Origin of the sequence: Phycicoccus endophyticus (assembly GCF_011326735.1) — a bacterium.
Lineage (GTDB): Bacteria > Actinomycetota > Actinomycetes > Actinomycetales > Dermatophilaceae > Phycicoccus > Phycicoccus endophyticus.
The window spans coordinates 1-19,535 of the sequence record NZ_JAANCN010000004.1 but is presented as its reverse complement, the minus strand read 5'-3'; the positions used below and the strand labels follow the sequence as shown (position 1 = coordinate 19,535).

Annotated in this window: 19 protein-coding genes; 16 read left to right on the top strand and 3 right to left on the bottom strand. The window is 75.3% G+C overall.

What is annotated here, in order from left to right:
• The first annotated feature begins 26 nt into the window (after positions 1-26).
• From dxr to G8D98_RS05930, 12 genes are all read left to right on the top strand, one after another.
• Entirely contained in the window at positions 27-1,223 is a 1,197-nt protein-coding gene (gene dxr, locus G8D98_RS05985; RefSeq protein ID WP_166100383.1) for a 1-deoxy-D-xylulose-5-phosphate reductoisomerase, read from the top strand.
• Complete coding sequence (locus G8D98_RS05980; protein ID WP_308788828.1) at positions 1,220-2,584, top strand: M50 family metallopeptidase; 1,365 nt, start codon at positions 1,220-1,222, stop codon at positions 2,582-2,584. The genes dxr and G8D98_RS05980 overlap by 4 nt, the downstream gene beginning before the upstream one ends.
• 136 nt (positions 2,585-2,720) lie before the next feature.
• On the top strand, positions 2,721-3,881 hold the full coding sequence (gene ispG, locus G8D98_RS05975; RefSeq protein ID WP_166100380.1) for a flavodoxin-dependent (E)-4-hydroxy-3-methylbut-2-enyl-diphosphate synthase: 1,161 nt from the start codon (positions 2,721-2,723) through the stop codon (positions 3,879-3,881).
• Positions 3,882-3,910: 29 nt separating this feature from the next.
• Positions 3,911-4,756 carry a GNAT family N-acetyltransferase gene (locus G8D98_RS05970; protein WP_166100377.1) on the top strand — a complete coding sequence of 282 codons (846 nt, stop codon included), beginning with the start codon at positions 3,911-3,913 and terminating at the stop codon, positions 4,754-4,756.
• An 18-nt stretch (positions 4,757-4,774) separates the two neighbouring features.
• Positions 4,775-5,662, top strand: a complete 888-nt coding sequence (locus tag G8D98_RS05965; protein WP_166100375.1) for a GNAT family N-acetyltransferase — start codon at positions 4,775-4,777, stop codon at positions 5,660-5,662.
• Between the two features lie 24 nt (positions 5,663-5,686).
• Positions 5,687-6,442, top strand: coding sequence for a sulfite exporter TauE/SafE family protein (locus tag G8D98_RS05960; RefSeq protein WP_166100372.1), 756 nt, complete (start codon positions 5,687-5,689; stop codon positions 6,440-6,442).
• An 81-nt stretch (positions 6,443-6,523) separates the two neighbouring features.
• Positions 6,524-8,293: a proline--tRNA ligase gene (locus G8D98_RS05955; RefSeq protein WP_166100369.1), complete on the top strand. Its 1,770-nt coding sequence runs from the start codon at positions 6,524-6,526 to the stop codon at positions 8,291-8,293.
• Positions 8,290-9,045, top strand: a complete 756-nt coding sequence (locus G8D98_RS05950) for an HAD family hydrolase (protein WP_166100367.1) — start codon at positions 8,290-8,292, stop codon at positions 9,043-9,045. Before G8D98_RS05955 ends, G8D98_RS05950 begins: the two co-directional genes overlap by 4 nt.
• 3 nt (positions 9,046-9,048) lie before the next feature.
• Positions 9,049-9,828, top strand: a complete 780-nt coding sequence (locus tag G8D98_RS05945) for a TSUP family transporter (protein ID WP_166100364.1) — start codon at positions 9,049-9,051, stop codon at positions 9,826-9,828.
• A 91-nt stretch (positions 9,829-9,919) separates the two neighbouring features.
• A complete protein-coding gene (locus G8D98_RS05940; RefSeq protein WP_166100359.1) occupies positions 9,920-11,350 on the top strand; it encodes a ferredoxin reductase family protein in 1,431 nt (476 codons plus the stop codon).
• 20 nt (positions 11,351-11,370) lie between these two features.
• Positions 11,371-11,964 carry an FMN-binding protein gene (locus G8D98_RS05935; protein WP_166100357.1) on the top strand — a complete coding sequence of 198 codons (594 nt, stop codon included), beginning with the start codon at positions 11,371-11,373 and terminating at the stop codon, positions 11,962-11,964.
• A complete protein-coding gene (locus G8D98_RS05930) occupies positions 11,961-12,740 on the top strand; it encodes an FAD:protein FMN transferase (RefSeq protein ID WP_166100355.1) in 780 nt (259 codons plus the stop codon). Before G8D98_RS05935 ends, G8D98_RS05930 begins: the two co-directional genes overlap by 4 nt.
• Before the next feature lie 486 nt (positions 12,741-13,226).
• On the opposite strand, the gene G8D98_RS05925 is transcribed toward G8D98_RS05930, so the two are convergent.
• Genes G8D98_RS05925 through G8D98_RS05915 form a run of 3 tightly spaced genes read right to left on the bottom strand, consistent with a single transcriptional unit; the run spans position 13,227 to position 17,063 of the window.
• The gene (locus G8D98_RS05925) at positions 13,227-15,215 is read right to left on the bottom strand and encodes a thioredoxin domain-containing protein (protein ID WP_166100352.1); all 1,989 of its coding nucleotides are present in this window, start codon (positions 15,213-15,215) and stop codon (positions 13,227-13,229) included.
• A 28-nt stretch (positions 15,216-15,243) separates the two neighbouring features.
• Complete coding sequence (locus tag G8D98_RS05920; protein WP_205859716.1) at positions 15,244-16,140, bottom strand: aminoglycoside phosphotransferase family protein; 897 nt, start codon at positions 16,138-16,140, stop codon at positions 15,244-15,246.
• Entirely contained in the window at positions 16,137-17,063 is a 927-nt protein-coding gene (locus G8D98_RS05915; RefSeq protein WP_166100350.1) for a hypothetical protein, read from the bottom strand. Before G8D98_RS05915 ends, G8D98_RS05920 begins: the two co-directional genes overlap by 4 nt.
• Positions 17,064-17,163: 100 nt before the next feature.
• Between G8D98_RS05915 and G8D98_RS05910 the strand changes: the two genes are divergently transcribed.
• From G8D98_RS05910 to G8D98_RS05895, 4 genes are all read left to right on the top strand, one after another.
• Complete coding sequence (locus G8D98_RS05910; protein ID WP_166100348.1) at positions 17,164-17,667, top strand: ribosome maturation factor RimP; 504 nt, start codon at positions 17,164-17,166, stop codon at positions 17,665-17,667.
• Positions 17,668-17,670: 3 nt separating this feature from the next.
• Positions 17,671-18,735 carry a transcription termination factor NusA gene (gene nusA, locus G8D98_RS05905; protein WP_166100346.1) on the top strand — a complete coding sequence of 355 codons (1,065 nt, stop codon included), beginning with the start codon at positions 17,671-17,673 and terminating at the stop codon, positions 18,733-18,735.
• On the top strand, positions 18,654-19,082 hold the full coding sequence (locus G8D98_RS15655; protein ID WP_308788827.1) for a YlxR family protein: 429 nt from the start codon (positions 18,654-18,656) through the stop codon (positions 19,080-19,082). Before nusA ends, G8D98_RS15655 begins: the two co-directional genes overlap by 82 nt.
• A gap of 110 nt (positions 19,083-19,192) precedes the next feature.
• Positions 19,193-19,535 (top strand): translation initiation factor IF-2 N-terminal domain-containing protein (locus tag G8D98_RS05895; protein WP_276509390.1); only part of this gene is annotated, 343 nt, incomplete at its 3' end.

The window sequence follows — 19,535 nt, the reverse complement described above, 5'->3', positions numbered from 1 at the left end:
GGACGCATGGGGCAGGATGGGGCGGCGTGAGCCCCCGCACCGTCGCCGTCCTCGGCTCGACCGGGTCGATCGGCACCCAGGCGCTCGAGGTGGTCGCCGCCCACCCTGGCCGTTTCCGGGTCACCGCTCTTTCGGCGGGCGGCAACACCGCCCTGCTCGCCGAGCAGGCGGCCGCGACCAGGGCACCCCTCGTCGTGGCGGCCCGCGGCAGCGCCGAGGAGCTCGCCGCGGCGGTCGCCGCCGCCGGCGACCCGTCCTACCGTCCCGAAATCCTCGTCGGCGAGGACGCCGCGACGGTGGCGGCGGCCTGCGGCGCGGACGTCGTCCTCAACGGCATCACCGGCTCGATCGGCCTGCGCCCCACCCTCGCGGCGCTCGGCGCCGGCTCGACCCTCGCCCTGGCGAACAAGGAGTCGCTCATCGTCGGTGGTCCGCTGGTCACCGCGGCCGCGGCGCCGGGGCAGATCGTGCCCGTCGACTCCGAGCACAGCGCGATCGCGCAGTGCCTGCGGGGGGGCCGTGCCGAGGAGGTGCGCCGGCTCGTCCTCACCGCCAGCGGTGGCCCCTTCCGGGGCCGGTCCCGGGCCGAGCTCGCCGACGTCACCCCGCAGCAGGCGCTCGCCCACCCCAACTTCGCCATGGGCCGGGTCATCACGACGAACTCGGCGACCCTGGTCAACAAGGGGCTCGAGGTGATCGAGGCCCAGCTGCTCTTCGGCATCCCCGACGAGCGCATCGACGTCGTCGTCCACCCCCAGCAGCAGGTGCACTCGATGGTCGAGTTCCACGACGGCTCGACCCTCGCCCAGCTCGGGCCGCCCCGGATGCTCGTCCCCATCGCCCTCGGCCTCTCCTGGCCCGAGCGCCTCGTCGAGGTCGACGTGCCGTGCGACTGGAGCCGCGCGCAGACCTGGGAGTTCCACCCGCTCGACGACGAGGCGTTCCCGGCGGTCCGGCTCGCCCGCGAGGCGGGGCGCGCCGGCGGCGCCGCGCCGGCGGTGTACAACGCGGCGAACGAGGTGGCCGTCGACGCCTTCCACGACCGGCTCATCGGGTTCACGGCGATCGTCGAGACCGTCGAGCGGGTCCTCGAGGCGCACACTGGGAGCGAACACGACGCCTCGAGCGTTGACTCGGTGCTCGCCGCCGACCGGTGGGCACGTGACCGCGCGCGGACCCTGCTGGGCCTGCCGACCGCCCAGACCTCGGGAGGACCCCCGTGACGACGCTGGCCTTCGTCCTCGGCGTGCTCGCCATGACCGCCGGTGTGGCCCTGTCGATCGCGCTGCACGAGGTCGGCCACCTCGTCCCCGCCAAGCGCTTCGGCGTGCGGGTGACGCAGTACATGGTCGGCTTCGGCCCCACCGTCTGGTCGCGGCGGCGGGGGGAGACCGAGTACGGGGTCAAGGCCGTGCCGCTCGGCGGCTACATCCGGATGATCGGGATGTTCCCACCGCGTGCCGGCGACGCCCCGGGCATGCTGCGGGCCTCGAGCACCGGGCGGTTCAGCCAGCTCATGGACGAGGCCCGGGCCGCCAGCCTCGAGGAGGTCCGGCCTGGTGACGAGCACCGGGTCTTCTACCGGCTGCGCGTGTGGCAGAAGGTCCTCGTCATGCTCGGTGGGCCGAGCATGAACCTGGTCATCGGGGTCGTGCTGCTCACCCTCCTCGCCACCGTCCACGGCATCTCGACGCCCCAGCCCGGTGCGGAGGTCGTCTCGGTGGCGCGGTGTGTCGTCCCGGCGACAGCTGCCGCGGACACGACCTCGTGCGAGGGCCGGGAGTCCACGCCGGCCCTCGTGGCCGGGCTGCAGGCCGGCGACCGACTCGTGACGATCGCCGGGCAGCCGGTCGAGAGCAACGAGGACGTCGGCACGCTCATCCGTCCCGCGACGGGGCGCCCGGTGCAGATCGTCGTCGAGCGGGACGGGCAGCGGGTGACCCTCACGGCGACCCCGATCTCCAACACGGTCGCCGTCCTCGACGACGACGGCCTCCCCGTCACCCGGGCCGACGGCACGGTCGAGACGACCCAGGCCGGCTTCCTCGGGGTGACCACCGCCGCACCCACGGCCTACGTGCGCCAGCCGGTGACGGCCGTGCCCGGGCTGCTGTGGTCGAGTGTCACCCGGACCGCGCAGGCGCTCGTCGAGGTGCCGCAGCGGATGGTCGGGGTGTGGGACGCGGCGTTCGGCGGCGCCGAGCGCGAGGTCGACGGGCCGATCTCCGTCGTCGGCGTGGGCCGGGTCGCCGGCGACGCCTCGGCCGGCAAGCTCGACGCCCTCACCGGCAGCTCGGTCGGTGACCGGCTGTGGTTCCTCGTCGGGCTGCTCGCCTCCCTCAACCTCATGCTGTTCGTCTTCAACCTCGTGCCGCTGCTGCCGCTGGACGGAGGGCACGTCGCGGGTGCCCTCTGGGAGGGGACCAAGCGGGGGTGGGCCCGGCTGCGGCGCGCTCCCGACCCCGGCTACGTCGACGTCGCCAAGGCGCTGCCGGTCGCGTACTCGGTGGCGGTGGTCCTCATCGGCGTCTCGGTCCTGCTCATCTACGCCGACCTCGTCAACCCGGTGAGGCTCGGCGGCTGACTGCCCCCGCCCCCCTCCCCCCCGCCTCGAGTGCGCAGGTGGCTGTCCTGGCAGCCGCGTGCGCACTCGGCGCGGGAGGCCGGGGGTGCAGCGGGCGTTCACCGAACCCCCAGCCGCGCGCCGTAGGCTGGTGGGCATGTCGGTCTCCCTCGGTATGCCCAGCGCGCCTGCCCCCGTCCTCGCCCCCCGCCGGGCCAGCCGGAAGATCCGGGTCGGCAGCGTTGCGGTCGGGGGCGACGCCCCGATCTCGGTCCAGTCGATGACGACGACGCCGACGACCGACGTCAACGCCACCCTCCAGCAGATCGCCGAGCTCACCGCGGCGGGCTGCGACATCGTCCGGGTCGCCTGCCCCAGCCAGGACGACGCGGACGCCCTGCCGGCCATCGCCCGCAAGAGCCAGATCCCGGTCATCGCCGACATCCACTTCCAGCCCAAGTACGTCTACGCGGCGATCGACGCCGGCTGCGCCGCGGTGCGCGTCAACCCGGGGAACATCCGCAAGTTCGACGACCAGGTCAAGCAGATCGCCCGGGCCGCCCAGGACGCCGGCGTCTCCCTGCGGATCGGCGTCAACGCCGGCTCGCTCGACAAGCGGCTGCTCGAGAAGTACGGCAAGCCGACCGCGGAGGCGCTCGTGGAGTCGGCCGTGTGGGAGGCCGGGCTCTTCGAGGAGCACGACTTCCACGACTTCAAGATCTCGGTCAAGCACAACGACCCCGTCGTCATGGTCCGCGCCTACCAGCTGCTCGCCGAGCGGGGCGACTGGCCGCTGCACCTCGGGGTGACCGAGGCCGGGCCGGCCTTCCAGGGCACGGTCAAGTCGGCCACCGCCTTCGGCGCCCTGCTCTCCCAGGGCATCGGCGACACCATCCGGGTCTCGCTCTCGGCCCCGCCGGTCGAGGAGGTCAAGGTCGGCACCCAGATCCTCCAGAGCCTCAACCTGCGCCCGCGCAAGCTCGAGATCGTCTCGTGCCCCTCGTGCGGCCGGGCCCAGGTCGACGTCTACACCCTCGCCGACGAGGTCACCGCTGGGCTGGAGGGCATGACCGTCCCGCTGCGGGTCGCGGTCATGGGCTGTGTCGTCAACGGCCCCGGGGAGGCGCGCGAGGCCGACCTCGGGGTGGCCTCCGGCAACGGCAAGGGCCAGATCTTCGTCAAGGGCGAGGTCATCAAGACCGTCCCCGAGAAGGACATCGTCGAGACCCTCATCGAGGAGGCCATGCGGATCGCCGAGGAGATGGGGGAGAGCGGCGACGGTGACTCCGCCGGGTCGCCGACCGTCTCGGTCGGCTGAGGCCGGTCCGCGGCCCTAGGCTGGAGCACGTGCTGCGCACACGCTCCCCGGTCCGTCCGCTGTCGCTCGCCGACCGCGACGCCGCCCTCGCGCTGTGTGCGCGCGACCTGCCCCGGGGCGTCTTCGTCGCCGCCCGCGTCCTCGAGGGCGCCCGCACCGGCTCGCTCGGGTCGGTGCTCGGCCACCACGAGGACGGCGAGCTGCGGGCCCTGTGCTGGGCCAGCGCCAACGTCGTCCCCGTCGGCACGACCACGGCGGACCAGCCCCAGTTCGCCGAGCGGCTGCGCCGCTGGAGGGGGCGTGCGGCCTCGGTGTTCGGCCCCCGCGAGGAGGTCGAGGGCCTGTGGTCGCAGCTGGAGCCGAGCTGGGGGCGGCCGCGGGCGGTGCGCGTCCGGCAGCCGCTGCTCGTCGCCCACGAGCCGCCCTCGGCGCTCGGGGTCGCCCTCGACGAGCGGGTCCGCCCCGCACGCGCCGAGGAGGTCGACCTGGTCCTGCCGGCGGCCGAGCACATGTTCACCGCGGAGATCGGCTACCGGCCCTACAGCGGGTCCGACCGGGGCTACCGGGCCTCGCTCGCGGCCCTCGTCGAGCGTGGCCACACCTACGTCGTCGTCGAGGACGGCGAGGTGGTCTTCAAGACCGACATCGGCAGCCTGGCGCTCGGCTGTGCCCAGCTCCAGGGGGTCTGGCTGGCGCCGCGGCTGCGGGGCCGGGGCCTGTCGGTGCCGATGCTCGCCGCGGTCCTCGAGCAGGTGATGGCCGGCCCGGCGCCTCTCGTCTCGCTCTACGTCAACGACTTCAACGCCCCCGCGCGCGCGGCCTACGAGCGGCTGGGGTTCCGCGAGGTCGGCGACTTCGCGACGGTCCTGCTGTGAGCGCGGGGCACGGCTGAGGTGTCCACCGTCGTCTGGACCCCCCTCGGCGAGGCCGACCTGCCCGACCTGCGCGAGCTCGCCCTGGCCTGCCTGCGGGCCGACGGCGGCCTGCCGCAGCTGGCCGACGAGAGCATGCTGCGCCGGCTCTTCCTCGTCGGTGCCGGCATCGGCGGTCGGGACGAGACCGGCGACCTCGTCGCCGCGGCCGCGGTGCGCCTCGAGGGCCCGCAGGCCCGCTCGGCCACCGGGCTCGTGCGGCCCTCGGCGCGCTACGGCGGCCTCGGCCGACAGCTGGCCGCGTGGTGCGCCGAGCGTGCCGGTGGCACCCTGCTGCGGGTCGTCGTCGAGTCGACCTCCCCACAGACCGAGAGCTTTCTCGCGGGGCTCGGGCTCGAGCCCACCTTCGCCGAGCACGTCATGCGCCACGACCTGGCCGAGGTCCCCCGGGTGCGCCGGCCGGCCGGGATGGTCTCCCTGCCGTGGAGCGAGGACACCGCCACGCTCTTCCACCGGGCCTACCGGGCCTCCTTCGCCGAGCGCCCGGGGTTCCCGGACCCTCCGCTCGGGGCGTGGGTGAGGGGCCTCGTCGAGGACCCGGGGTTCCGGCCGGAGCGCTCCCGCGTCGTCCTCGACCGGGAGGGGCGGGTCGCGGGGTTCGTCACCCTCTCGGACTGCTGGCTCGACCAGGTGGGCGTCGTGCCCCGGTGGCGCGGGCAGGGGCTCGGGGGGCACCTCGTCGCCCGGTCGCTGCGCGCCTTCTCCCGGGCGGGGTGCGGCGAGGCCTGGCTCGCGGTCGGGGTGGACAACCCGGCGCACGACCTCTACCGGCGGCTGGGGTTTCTCGACGCCGGGCTGCGCTCGCGGTGGGAGCGGGCGGTCCCGGGGGAGGGCGATTTGTCGTCCTGATACCCCGGCGGGTATGTTTCCGCCGTGCTCTGGCTGACCCTCGTCCTCGCCGTCCTCGTCGGTGTCTCCCTCGGTCTCCTCGGCGGCGGCGGCTCGATCCTCACCGTGCCGCTGCTCGTCTACGTCGCCGGGCTGCCGGCCAAGGAGGCCATCGCCACCTCGCTGCTCGTCGTCGGCGTCACGAGCATCGCCGCACTCCTGCCGCACGCCCGGGCCGGGCGCGTGCGCTGGCGCACCGGGGTGGTCTTCGGGCTCGCCGCGATGGCCGGGGCGTACGCCGGTGGCCGCCTCGCCGTCTTCGTGCCCGGCACCGTGCTGCTCGTGGCGTTCGCGCTGATGATGCTCGCGACGGCCGTGGCGATGATCCGCGGGCGCAGCGTGCGCGACGCGGGCGAGGGCGAGGACCACCACCTCCCCCTCCTGCTCGTCCTCACCGAGGGCGTGGTCGTCGGCCTGGTCACCGGGATCGTCGGCGCCGGGGGAGGCTTCCTCGTCGTCCCGGCGCTCGTGCTCATCGGCGGGCTGCCGATGCCGGTCGCTGTCGGCACCTCGCTGCTCGTCATCGCGATGAAGTCCTTCGCCGGGCTCGCCGGCTACCTCTCCTCGGTGTCCGTCGACTGGGGACTCGCGCTCGCGGTGACCGCGATGGCCGTGGTCGGCAGCCTCGCCGGCGGGCTGCTCGCCGGCCGGGTCCCCCACGAGGGGCTCCGCAAGGGGTTCGGCTGGTTCGTCCTCGTCATGGGCGCCGTCGTCCTCGGCCAGAGCGTCCTCACCGCCTGACCCCGAGGAATCCGGTGCGGGCCGCGCGCGCCCGGTCGTTATCCTTGCGGGGTTGCCCAGCCCGACCCCAGGAGCCTCCCCGTGGCCATGCGCATGTCGTCCCTGTTCCTGCGAACCCTTCGCGAGAACCCGGCGGACGCGGAGGTCCCGAGCCACCAGCTGCTCGTGCGAGCGGGCTACATCCGCCGGGTGAGCCCGGGCATCTACACCTGGCTGCCGCTCGGGCTGAAGGTGCTGCGCAAGGTCGAGGCCGTCGTGCGCGAGGAGATGGACGCGATCGGCGCCCAGGAGCTGCTCTTCCCGGCCCTGCTGCCCCGCGGGCCGTACGAGGCCACCGGTCGCTGGGCCGAGTACGGCGAGAACATCTTCCGGCTCACCGACCGCCGCGGGGACGACTACCTCCTCGGGCCGACCCACGAGGAGATGTTCACCCTCGCGGTCAAGGACCTCTTCTCCTCCTACAAGGACCTGCCGCTCGCGATCTACCAGATCCAGACGAAGTACCGCGACGAGGCGCGCCCCCGGGCGGGCATCCTGCGCGGGCGCGAGTTCGTCATGAAGGACAGCTACTCCTTCGACATCGACGAGGCCGGGCTCGACAGGAGCTACCAGCTGCACCGGGACGCCTACGTGCGGATCTTCGACCGCCTCGGCTTCGAGTACGTCATCGTCCAGGCGATGGCCGGCGCCATGGGCGGGTCGAAGTCCGAGGAGTTCCTCGCGACCGCGGACAACGGCGAGGACACCTACGTGCGCTGCCCGGAGTGCGGGTACGCCGCGAACGTCGAGGCCGTGCGGGTCCCGGTGCCGGACGCAGTCGACGCCTCGGGCACGCCGGCGGCGCACGTCGAGGACACCCCGGACACCCCGACCATCGAGACGCTGGTCGCCCACCTGGAGTCGGCGTTCCCGCGCGCCGACGGTCGGGCCTGGAGCGCCGCCGACACGCTGAAGAACGTCGTCGTCATGCTCGTCCACCCCGACGGCACCCGCGAGCCGCTGGCCATCGGCCTGCCCGGCGACCGGGAGGTCGACGAGAAGCGGCTCGGCGCGCAGGTCGAGCCGGCCCGGGTCGAGCCCTTCGAGGAGAAGGACTTCGCCGCCCACCCGACCCTCGCCAAGGGGTACATCGGCCCCGGGGTGCTCGGAGCCGAGAAGGCCTCCGGGATCAGGTACCTGCTCGACCCGCGCGTCGTCGAGGGCACCGCGTGGGTGACCGGTGCCGACGAGCACGGGCACCACGTCGTCGACCTCGTCGCCGGCCGGGACTTCACCGGTGACGGCACGGTCGAGGCGGCCGAGGTGCGCCCCGGTGACGCCTGCCCGTCCTGCGGCCACGCGCTGGAGACCGCGCGCGGCATCGAGATGGGGCACGTCTTCCAGCTCGGGACGAAGTACGCCGAGGCGCTCGACCTGCGGGTGCTCGACGAGAACGGGAAGCTGCGCACCGTCGTCATGGGCTCCTACGGGGTCGGCGTCTCGCGCGCCGTCGCCTGCGTGGCCGAGAGCAACCACGACGAGCTCGGGCTCGTCTGGCCCCGGGAGCTCGCGCCGGCCGACGTCCACGTCGTCGCCACCGGCAAGGACGACGCCGTCTTCACCGTCGGCGAGGAGCTGACCCGCGAGCTCGAGGCGGCCGGTGTCGAGGTGCTCTTCGACGACCGGCGCCAGGCCAGCCCCGGGGTGAAGTTCAAGGACGCCGAGCTCATCGGGGTACCGACCCTCGTCGTCGTCGGCCGGGGCCTGGCCCAGGGCAGCGTGGAGGTGCGTGACCGGCGCTCGGGGGAGCGGCGCGAGGTCGCCACCGGCGACGCCGTCGCCGCGGTCCTCGCGGAGGTCGGCCGCTCGTGAGCCGTCCCGTCGAGGCCGTCGTCTTCGACTGGGGCGGCACCCTCACCCCCTGGCACGACGTCGACCTGCCCGAGCAGTGGCGGGTGTTCGCCCGCGAGGTCCACGGCGTGCCCGTGGGCTCCTCGCAGGTCTCCGCCGAGGACCTGGAGCAGGCCCACCGGCTCGCCGAGCGCATCCACGCCGCCGAGAGTGCCGCGTGGCGCCGCGGGCGGGACGAGCACTCCTCGGCCGCACTCTCGGCGATCCTCGCCGAGGCGGGCGTCGACGCCGCGCACGACCGCCACCACCTCGCGCTCGCCGCCTACCGCCGGTTCTGGGAGCCGCACACGCACACCGACCCCCAGGTCGGACCGCTGTGGACCGGGCTGCGCGAGCGCGGGATCAAGGTCGGCGTGCTCTCCAACACCATCTGGACGCGCGAGTACCACCGCGAGATCTTCGCGCGGGACGGCGTGCTGGAGCTGCTCGACGCCGACCGGTACTCCAGCGAGCTCGAGCACGTCAAGCCGCACCCGGAGGTCTTCCGGGAGATCTGCCGCGCGCTCGACGTGCAGCCGACACGGGCGGTCTACGTCGGGGACCGGATGTTCGAGGACGTCCACGGACCGCAGCAGGTGGGGATGCGGGCCATCTGGGTGCCCCACTCCGACATCCCCGCCGCCCAGCGGGTGGAGGTGACCGCCGTCCCGGACGCGCGCGCCCACGAGCTGCTCGACGTCCTCGGTGTCGTCGACGGCTGGAACGCCGCCTGAGCCGTGGGCGACGTCGCACCGCACGTCCTCGCCCTCCTCGCGCTCGCCGGCTTCCTCGCGGGATGGGTCGACGCCGTCGTCGGTGGCGGCGGGCTGGTCCAGCTCCCCGCGTTGCTCCTCGGCCTGCCGGGCGCCAGCCCCGCGCAGGTGCTCGCGACGAACAAGGTCGCCTCGGTGTGGGGGACCGCCACGGCCTCGGTGACGTACTACCGCCGGGTGCGACCCGACCTGCGCACGGCCCTGCCGATGGCCGCGGTGGCCTACGTCGGGGCGATCGGGGGAGCGCTGCTCGGGCTGCACATCCCCAAGGCGGTCTTCACGCCGGTCATCCTCGTCATGCTCCTGCTCGTCGGGGGCTACACCCTCCTGCGGCCCTCGGTGGGGGAGCTGACGCGCCTGCGGTGGAGCGGAGGGCGGCACACCGCCGCCGCGGTGCTCACCGGCCTCGTCATCGGCGCCTACGACGGCGCGCTCGGTCCGGGCACCGGCTCCTTCCTCGTCTTCGCCCTCGTCGGGCTGCTCGGGTACGCCTTCCTCGAGGCGAGCGCCACGGCGAAGATCACCAACCTCGCGACCAACCTCGGGGCGCTGACCGTCTTCGCCCCGGGGGGTCACATCGTGCTCGCGGTCGGTGCCGTCATGGCGGTGACCAACCTCCTCGGCGGGTACGTCGGCGCCCGCACGGCGGTCGCCCGGGGGAGCCGGTTCATCCGGCTGGTCTTCGTCGTCGTGGTCGTCGCGTTCACCCTCCGGCTCGGCGGGGAGCTGCTCGGCGTGTGGTGAGCCGGGGCCGGGCGCTCGCCGCCCCCGCGTTCACGGTCAGGTCCCCGGGCCCTCACAGGTGGCACATAGGCAGGGTGCGCACAGTCCTGCCATGACCACGAGTATCGCGAGCCCCGGGGATGCGTTCTCGGGTGCCGGCCCCCGGCACCGCCGTACCCCGGCGGCCCCGCGGCCGGTGCCACGCTGGTGGCGCGACGCCACGGCCGGGGCGGGATGGGCGGTGCTGCTCGCCGTCGTCGCCCTCTGGGTGGCCGGGGGCGGGCTGCAGGCCATGTCCACGCTCGCCGGTGCCCTCACCTCGACCGGCCGGCTCACCGGGCTGCTCGCCTCCGCCCTGCTCCTGGTCCAGGTCACCCTGATGGCCCGGGTGCCCTGGCTCGAGCAGGCCTGGGGCCAGGACGAGCTCGCGCGCGTCCACCGGCTCGTCGGGCTGACCTCGTTCACCCTCCTGCTCACCCACATCGTGCTCGTCACGGCGGGCTACGCGGCGAGCGGGCCGCTCGGGCTCTGGGGCACGACGTGGGACCTCGCGGTCAGCTACCCGGGGATGCTGCTCGCCTGGGCCGGGACCGCCGCGCTCGTCATGGTCGTGCTCACCTCGCTGCGGGCCGCTCGACGCCGGCTGCGCTACGAGTCCTGGCACCTGGTCCACCTCTACGGCTACCTCGGTGCCGGGCTCGTCCTCCCGCACCAGCTGTGGACCGGTGCGGACTTCGTCGACGGACCGGTGGCGACCGCCTTCTGGTGGGGGCTGTGGGCCCTCGCGGCGCTCGCGGTCCTCCTCTTCCGCCTCGGGCTGCCCCTGTGGCGCTCGCTGCGCGGGCCCGTCCGGGTCCTCGAGGTGCGGCCCGAGGGGCCCGGCGCCACGACCGTCACCGTCGGCGGCGCCGGCGTGGGGTACCTGCCGGTACGTGCCGGGCAGTTCCTCCAGTGGCGCTTCCTCGACGGCCCGGGCTGGAGCCGCGCCCATCCGTACTCGGTCTCCGCCGCCCCCGACGGCCGGACGCTGCGGCTCACCGCGGCCCGCGTCGGCGACGGCACCGCCCGCCTCGCCGGCCTGCGCCCCGGTACCCGCGTCCTGCTCGAGGGGCCCTACGGCCGGATGCACGCCGGCGTCCGCACCCGGCGCAAGGTGCTGCTCATGGGCTCCGGCATCGGGATCGCCCCCATGCGGGCGCTGCTCGAGGAGCTGCCCCAGGAACCCGGTGACGTCACCGTGGTCCACCGCGTCCGCAGCCGGGAGGAGGCCGTGCTCGCCGACGAACTGCGCTCCCTGGCCGCCACCCGTGGCGCCCGCTACGTCCAGGTCGAGGGGCGGCGCGTCGCCGGCCGGGAGAGCTGGCTGCCCACGCAGGCCGCACACCTCAGCGACGTGCAGGCCCTGCGCGAGCTCGTGCCCGACGTGGCAGAGCACGACGTCTACGTCTGCGGCAGCGACGGCTGGATGCACGCCGTCCGGACGGCCGCCCTCGACGCCGGGGTGCCGGCGCCGGCCATCCACCTCGAGCGCTTCACCTACTGAGACCTTTCAAGGACCCCACGATGCGACGGATCACGACCTGGCTGCTCAGCACTGTCTCGGCCCTCGTCCTCCTCTTCAGCTACCACACCTCGACCGGCTCCGGTGGCGGCACCGCCGTCGCCGCCGACGCCAACGGCGCCGCGGGCTCGACCTCCGGGGACTCCTCGGCAACCGGCTCGGACGCCACCGGCTCGGACGCCACCGGCTCGGACGCCACCGGCTCCTCGACCACCGGGTCGGACGGCTCCGGCGCGGCCTCGGACGGTACCGGGACGGGTGACACCTCGGGCGACACCGGCACCGGGTCCGCGGCGAGCGGGGCGTCCGGCGGGCTCGCCGACGGCACGTACACCGGCGAGGCGGTCCAGACCCGGTACGGGCCGGTCCAGGTGAAGATCACCGTCTCCGGCGGGAAGATCACCTCCTCGGTCGTCACCCAGGTTCCGTGGAGCGACCACCGCGACCAGGAGATCAACGCCGCGGCGGTGCCTATCCTCAACGCGGAGGCCGTGCAGGCCCAGAGTGCCGACATCGACATGGTCTCGGGCGCGACGTTCACCTCGCAGGGCTACCTCGGGTCGCTGCAGTCGGCGATCGACGAGGCGAGCCGATGAGCACCCTGGAGATCCCCGTGACGTCGGCCGGGCCCCGACCGCCCGTGCTGGCCCGCCGCGCCTGGGTCGAGCACGTCATGGGCACCGCGGTGAGCGTGCACGTCCGGGCGCTCGACCCGGGCCGGGCCGACGTCGAGGCGGCGGTCGACCGCGCCGTCGCCCACCTGCGGAGGGTCGAGACGGTGCTGTCCACCTGGCGGGCCGACAGCGACCTGCTGCGTCTCCAGCACGGCGAGACCGACACGGCCCATGCCTGGGTGGCCGACGTGGCCGAGCTGGCCCTCGAGGCCGAGGAGCGCACCGACGGCCTGTTCCGCGCGTGGCGCTCGCGCACCGGCGGGCGGACCGTCTTCGACCCGACCGGCCTCGTCAAGGGGTGGGCGGTGGCCGGCGCGGCAGCCCACCTCGACGTCGTCCCCGAGATCTCCTACAGCATCGGCGCCGGGGGCGACGTCGTCGTCGGTGCCGGACCCGGTCCGTCCGCGGACGGCCCACCCTGGCGGGTCGGGGTGCAGGACCCGTACCGGTCGGGCCGGGTGGCCGAGGTGCTCACCCTGCGCCGCGGGGGCGTGGCCACCTCCGGGGCGTCCGCCCGCGGCGGTCACGTCCTCGACCCCCGCTCCGGTCGCCCGGTGCGGCGCGCCGGCTCGTGCACGGTGGTCGGTCCCGACCTGACCTGGGCCGACGTGTGGGCGACGGCGGCATGGGTCGACCCGGGGCGGGCGGCGAGGCTGCTCGCCGAGCGTGACCCCGGCTACCGGCTCGTCGTGCTCTGAGCCCCGAGGGGTTCCCCGACGGCGTCCAGTCCCGCGCTCGCGCCCTGCCACCGGGCCCTCCCTGCTGCTACATTCGTCATGTTCCGTCGGGCTTCAGCAGGGGAACCCGGCTCGAGCACAGGCTGTGCCATGTGTCCATCGCACCGCCCGGACGGGTCCACGGACCGGCCCGGACCTCCTCGGACGCCCAGCCCGCGCCGCACGTCGGCGCCCGGTCGCTGGCGCCTCCTCCGGCGTGCGCCTCCTGCCGTCCCCGGGGCCGACTCCCGGGCACGACACGCCGTCCTGACCCAGTGGGACCTCCGCCACGCGCGGAGGTACCCGCTCGGCCCGTTCCCGGACGCCCGCGCGGCACCGGGGCGGGTCGGCGGATGCCGGGACGGCGGTGACCGGGGCCGCGGCGCCGGTCACTTCCCCTCTGCGCCTCCCGGTGTCCGCGGGGCCGTCCCACGGTGAGCCGCCCCGCACCGTGGGGCGGCACCGGGCTCAGCCCCGCAGCGCCGCGTCGAGGTCCGCGACCTCGGTGACCGGGCGCTCGCAGACGAACCCGCGGCAGACGTAGGCCGCCGCGGCCCCGCCGACCAGGGGCCGCCCGGCGAGCAGCGGGACGCCGGGCGCGTCCGGCGCCCCCGCGACGTGGACCAGGCCGGGCGAGGACGACGCGCGCACCCGGGCGAGCAGCGCCGCGGCGCCGGGTCCCTCCCCGGCGACCGCCACCTGGAGCGGGCCGGCGACCACCGCCTCCGCGACGGCCAGTGCCCAGCCGGCGAACCGGGGCTCGCGCGTCGCGACCGCCCCGCAGGCGGCGAGCGCCCCCTCGGCGGCCTCCCGATGGCGGGGCGAGCCGGTGAGTGCGGCGTAGCCGACGAGCGCGCCGGCGAGGGCGGCGGCCCCCGAGGGCTCGGCGTTGTCGCTGCGGTTCGCCGGGCGGGCGAGGAGTGCGGGCGCGTCGTGTGCGGTGTCGTGGACGGTGCCCTGTGCGTCGACGAACCGGGCGAGCGCACGGTCGAGCAGGTCACCGGCGGCCGTGAGCCAGCGCGCCTCGCCCGTCGCCTGGTGCAGGGCCAGCAGCCCCTCGGCCAGGTCCCCGTGGTCCTCGAGCACGGCCGGAGCGGAGGACACCGCGCCCGCCCGGGAGGTCCGGCGCAGGACACCGTCGACGTCGTGGGTGGCCAGGACGTGGTTCGCCGCCCGGGCCGCGGCCTCGACGAGGTCCCTGCGCCCGAACAGCGCCCCGGCATCGGCGAGCGCGGCGACCGCCAGCCCGTTCCACCCGGTGACCACCTTGTCGTCCCGCGCCGGCTGGGGGCGGGCCCGGCGGGCGGCGAGGAGACGACGGCGGACACCCGCCCACCAGTCGGCGTCCTCGGGGTCGCTGCGCAGCTGGAGCGTGGAGGCACCGTGCTCGACGGTGCCGGCGTCGGTGACCGAGAGGAGGGCGCCGGCCCGCGCGCCGTCCTCGGGGCCCAGCACCTCGACGAGCTGGGCCGGGGTCCAGACGTAGGTCAGCCCCTCGTGCGAACCCCCCTCGGCCTCGGTGTCGGCATCGAGGGCCGAGGCGAAGGCACCCTCGGGTGTCCCGAGGTCGCGGCGCAGGAAGTCGGCGCTCTCCAGTGCCACGCGGCGCGCGAGCGGGTCTGCGGTGGCCCGCCACAGGTGTGCGTACGCCCGCACGAGCAGGGCGTTGTCGTAGAGCATCTTCTCGAAATGGGGGACCACCCACTCGGCGTCGACGCAGTAGCGCGCGAACCCGCCCGCGAGCTGGTCGTAGAGGCCGCCCCGGGCCATCGCCGTGCAGGTGCCCCGCGCCATGGCGAGCGCGTCCGGCGAGCCGGTGCGGGCGTGGTGGCGCAGCAGGAACTCCAGGACCATCGACGGAGGGAACTTCGGGGCGCCGCCGAACCCGCCGCGAGCCTCGTCGTAGTCCGTGCGCAGCCGCGTGGCGGCGCGGTCGAGGGCCTCGGCCGGCAGCGGCGTCGCCGGTGGCGGGCCGGTGACCTCCCGCAGCCGAGCCGCCACGTGCGCGCCCGAGGCGAGCACCTCCGCGCGCCGGTCCTGCCACACCTGCGTGGCGTTCGCGAGCAGGCCGAGCAGGTGCGTGCGCGGCAGGTAGGTGCCGGCGAAGAACGGGTCGCCCTCCGGGGTGAGCAGGCAGGTCATCGGCCACCCGCCCTGGCCGGTGAGCGCGGTCGTGGCCGCCATGTAGACGGCGTCGACGTCCGGGCGCTCCTCCCGGTCGACCTTGACCGCGACGTAGTGCGCGTTGACGACCTCGGCCACCTCCTCGTCCTCGAACGACTCGTGCGCCATGACGTGGCACCAGTGGCAGGCCGAGTAGCCGACGGACAGCAGGACCGGGACGTCCCGGCGCCGGGCCTCGGCGAAGGCCTCGGGCCCCCACTCCCACCAGTCGACGGGGTTGTCGGCGTGCTGGAGCAGGTAGGGAGAGCGGGATGCCGCGAGCCGGTTCGCCATCACCCCACGGTAGGTGCCGAGCCGCGGGTCAGTCCTCGAGGGCCTTGTGCAGCGCGATGCACGTCGTGAGCGCCTCCTCGCCCTCGACGACGCTCGCCCAGCTCACCTCGACGCCGGCTCGCAGCAGGGTCCAGGCGCGAGCGGTCTCGACGTCGATGCCGGCCGCCTCGGCCAGGACCGACAGCCGGCGGCGCAGCGACCACCGCAGGGCCCGGCCCGTGCCGAGCTCGTCGCAGCGGTTGCGCAGCATCGGCCACAGGTCGAAGCCGGGGTGCCCGGCGACCGGCTTGGGGTCGATGGCGGTCCAGCCGTGCTCGGGCGAGCGCAGGACGTTCTCGTAGTGCAGGTCGGTGTGCAGGAGCAGGCCGGGGTCGTCGTCGAGCAGCTCGCGGGCCAGCCCGAGCGTCCGGGTGACGACGCGCCCGGGGACGGCGGGACGGGCGGCCATCCGCTCCAGGTGCGGCCCGAGGTAGCCGGCGATCCGCGGCAGCTGCGGCGGTGCCGGGACGTGCAGCCGGCGCAGCAGGCCGCCGACGACCTCGCACGCCTCCTCGTCCCACGTCGTCCTCAGGTCCTCGGCCTCGAGCCGCTCGAGGAGCAGCAGACCCGCCGACGGCAGGGCGGCGACGAGCCGCACCGCGCCCTGCCCGGCCCAGGTGCGCAGGGCCAGCGGCTCGTGCTCGGCCTCCGGGTGCGGCCAGACCACCTTGAGCGCGAGCGGTTCCCCGCCGCGCCGGACCGGCAGGACCAGGGCGCTCCACCCGGAGCCGAGCAGGCCCTCCTCCCGGGTGAGGTCCCAGCGCTCGAGGGCCTCGTCGACGAGCCGGGGGACGCGGGTGAGCCACTCCGCTCCGCTCGGGCCGCCGTCCGGGGGGTAGCCGGACACCCGGGCGGTCCAGGCCGGCGGCAGGGACAGGCTGCTCACGACAGCCCGGGGAACGGCTCGAGCGGCACGCCCCAGCGGTGGGCCTCGGCTTCGGCGGTGCCGAGCCACCGGGTCACGGCGGCCGCCCCGGAGGCGGGGTCGGTGGCGAGCAGCCGCGGGGCGGCCTGCCCGATCGTGGCCCGCAGGTCGCTCAGGGTGTCGGCGGCCAGCCTGGAGGCGTCGGCGTCGGTGCGGACCCGGTAGGGGAGGGGGACCCCGAGCACCGGCTCGGCCGGCTCACGCCCGGTGGCGAGGTCGGTGCGCAGGCGGCGCAGGGCCCGGACCGTCAGCGCCGCCCGGCGGCGCGCGGCACCGCTCGAGCGCGCGCCGGCCACCTCGAGCAGGTAGGCGGAGGTCTCCACCGCCCGCCCGAGGTCGTCGACGACGTCGGCGTCGACCGGCTCGCCGTCGGCCCGGGGGCTCGCCCCGAGCAGCGTGGCGGCGGCGTACCGCTGGGCGTGCAGGGACGCGAGGGGGACCCGCAGGTCCTCGTCGACCTCGGCGAAGCGGGCGGCGGTGGCGGTCCCGGCAGCCTCGGCCCGGGCGAGCACCGCCCGCGGGCCGTCCGGCGCCTGGCTCGAGGACCCGGCACCCGGGTCGAGGTCGAGGGTGTCCGCCGGGACGCCGGCGGCGAGCAGCGCGGTGCGCACGACGGTGTGCTGGCGCCGGTGGGCCACCGTGAGCTGCGCCCCGAGCGTCCCGCCGAGGCCGTCGGCCAGTGCCGCGAGCCGCTGGCACCCGCGGGAGAGGGCCGTGAGCCGCTCCTCCTCGGGCACCGGCGTCCGGGAGGGCAGGAGGGGGACCCGTGGCGCGTCGTCCTCGAGCCGGACACGGCACCCGGACAGCGGGGCGAGGAGCGCCGCCCCCGCCCCGACGAGGAGGAGGCGCCGCGGCGTGCGGCGCCGGTGGTCCTGGCCCGGCACGGCGTCATCATCCCACGGTGCGGCCGGGCGTCCCCGGGGCCTACAGTGGGGTGCTCGGCAGCCGCCGGCACGAGAACTGCACAGCGAGAGGAGCACCGCCATGGCGACCGCGGACCGCATCCGGCCCGTCCTCGAGGAGGGCCTGGCCGGCGGCGAGCTCGTCCTCGAGGACGTCACGGTGACCCCGGCGGGCAGGCGACGCGTCGTCCGGGTGCTCCTCGACCGCGACCTCGGTGACGTCGAGAGCGTGAGCACCCCCACGCCTCCGCTCTCGCTCGACGAGGTCGCCGCGGCCACCCGGGTCGTCGAGGACGCTCTCGAGGCGTCGGGGGTCCTCGGTGAGTCGCCCTACACCCTCGAGGTCTCCTCGGCGGGTGTCGGCCGGCCACTCACCGCGCCGCGGCACTTCCAGCGCAACGTCGGCCGGCTGGTCACCGTGGCCACGGCCGGCGGCGAGCGCACCGGCCGGCTCACCGCGGCCGACCGTCGGGGGGTCACCCTGGAGCCCGCGGGCGGGGTCCCCGAGACCCTCGCCTACGCCGACGTCGACCGGGCCAGCGTGCAGGTCGAGTTCTCGCGGCCCGACGACGAGAAGGAGAGCTGACCGGTGGACATCGACCTCGCCGCCCTGCGCGCCCTGGAGCGGGAGCGCGGGATCCCCCTGGACGTCATCGTGCCGGCGATCGAGCAGGCCCTCCTGCTGGCCTACCAGCGCACCGAGGGGCACTACCGCAGCGCCCGCGCCGAGCTGGACCGCACGACGGGCCACGTCGTCATCTGGGCCCGTGAGGAGAACGAGGTCGAGCCGGAGGAGGGCGAGGTCGACGACGAGGGCAACCCGGCCCGCCCGCGGCGCGAGCTCGGCCCCGAGTTCGACGACACCCCGAGCGGCTTCGGGCGGGTCGCCGCCGCCACCGCGCGCCAGGTCATCGTCCAGCGGATGCGCGACATCGAGGACGACGCCATCCTCGGGGACTTCAAGGGACGCGAGGGCGACATCGTCGCCGGCATCGTCCAGCAGAGCCCCGACCCTCGGCACGTCACCGTCGACTTCGGGGCCGTCGAGGGCATCCTCCCGGCGGCCGAGCAGGTGCCCGGCGAGACCTACCAGCACGGGCAGCGGCTGCGCACCTTCGTCGTGTCCGTCAAGCGGGGCCTGCGCGGCCCGCAGATCGGCCTCTCGCGCACCCACCCCAACCTCGTGCGCAAGCTGTTCGCCCTCGAGGTGCCCGAGATCGCGGACGGCAGCGTCGAGATCGCGGCCCTGGCCCGCGAGGCCGGCCACCGCACGAAGATCGCCGTGCACTCGACCGTCCCCGGGCTCAACGCCAAGGGCGCCTGCATCGGGCCCATGGGCAGCCGGGTGCGGGCGGTGATGGCCGAGCTGCAGGGGGAGAAGATCGACATCGTCGACTGGAGCAGCGAGCCGAGCGAGTTCATCGCGGCCGCCCTCTCGCCCGCCCGGGTCTCCTCGGTCGAGGTCGTCGACCCGACGCTGCGCGCGGCCCGTGTCATCGTCCCCGACTACCAGCTCTCCCTCGCGATCGGCCGGGAGGGCCAGAACGCCCGGCTCGCGGCCAAGCTCACCGGGTGGCGGATCGACATCCGGCCCGACACCCAGCCCGGGGAGTCGACGACGGCGAGCCCCGCCGACCCACCCGAGCCTGCCTAGGCGGTAGACTCGTGGCGACCGACCGGACTGGACCCCGGCCGCCGGGCCCGCTGCGTACGTGCATCGGGTGCCGTCGGACGGATAGCCGGTCGGCACTCCTGCGAGTGGTTCTCGGGCAGGGGGAGCACGGCCCCGCCGTCGTCCCCGACCCCGGGCGCCGTCGCCCGGGGCGCGGCGCCTGGCTGCACCCGAGCGTCTCGTGTCTCGACCTCGCCGTCCGCCGTCGGGCGTTCGGGCGTGCGCTGCGATCCGCGGCCGGCCCGGACACCACACAGGTGGCCCGGTGGGTCGAGAGCCTCGCGCAGGGACAACCGTCACAGATGCACGAGAACCGGAAGCGGGTTTGACACGCGATGAGCACCCGATGAGTACTCAGCGATGAGCACCCCCCAGCAGTAACGACGGTCCGCGCCACCCCGGCACGGACCTGGACAGGAGAGATGTGTCGAAAGTCCGTGTGAGCGCACTCGCGAAGGAGCGCGGGGAGACCAGCAAGGTCGTCCTCGAGCGCCTCAACGCCATGGGTGAGTACGTCAAGAGCGCCAGCTCGACGATCGAGGCCCCGGTCGTCCGGCGCTACAACGAGAAGTTCCCGGCCGCCGAGAAGCCCCAGGCGCCGGCGAAGAAGGCCCCGGCGAAGAAGGCCCCGGCCCCGAAGCCGGCACCCGCCGTCGAGGCCACCCCGGCACCGGCCCCCGAGGCACCGGCCGAGCCCACCCCGCCCGCCCCGTCGCCGGCGGCCCCCACCGAGCCGACCCCGGCCCCGCAGGCGCCCGCCGCGCAGGCCACCCCGGCCGCGG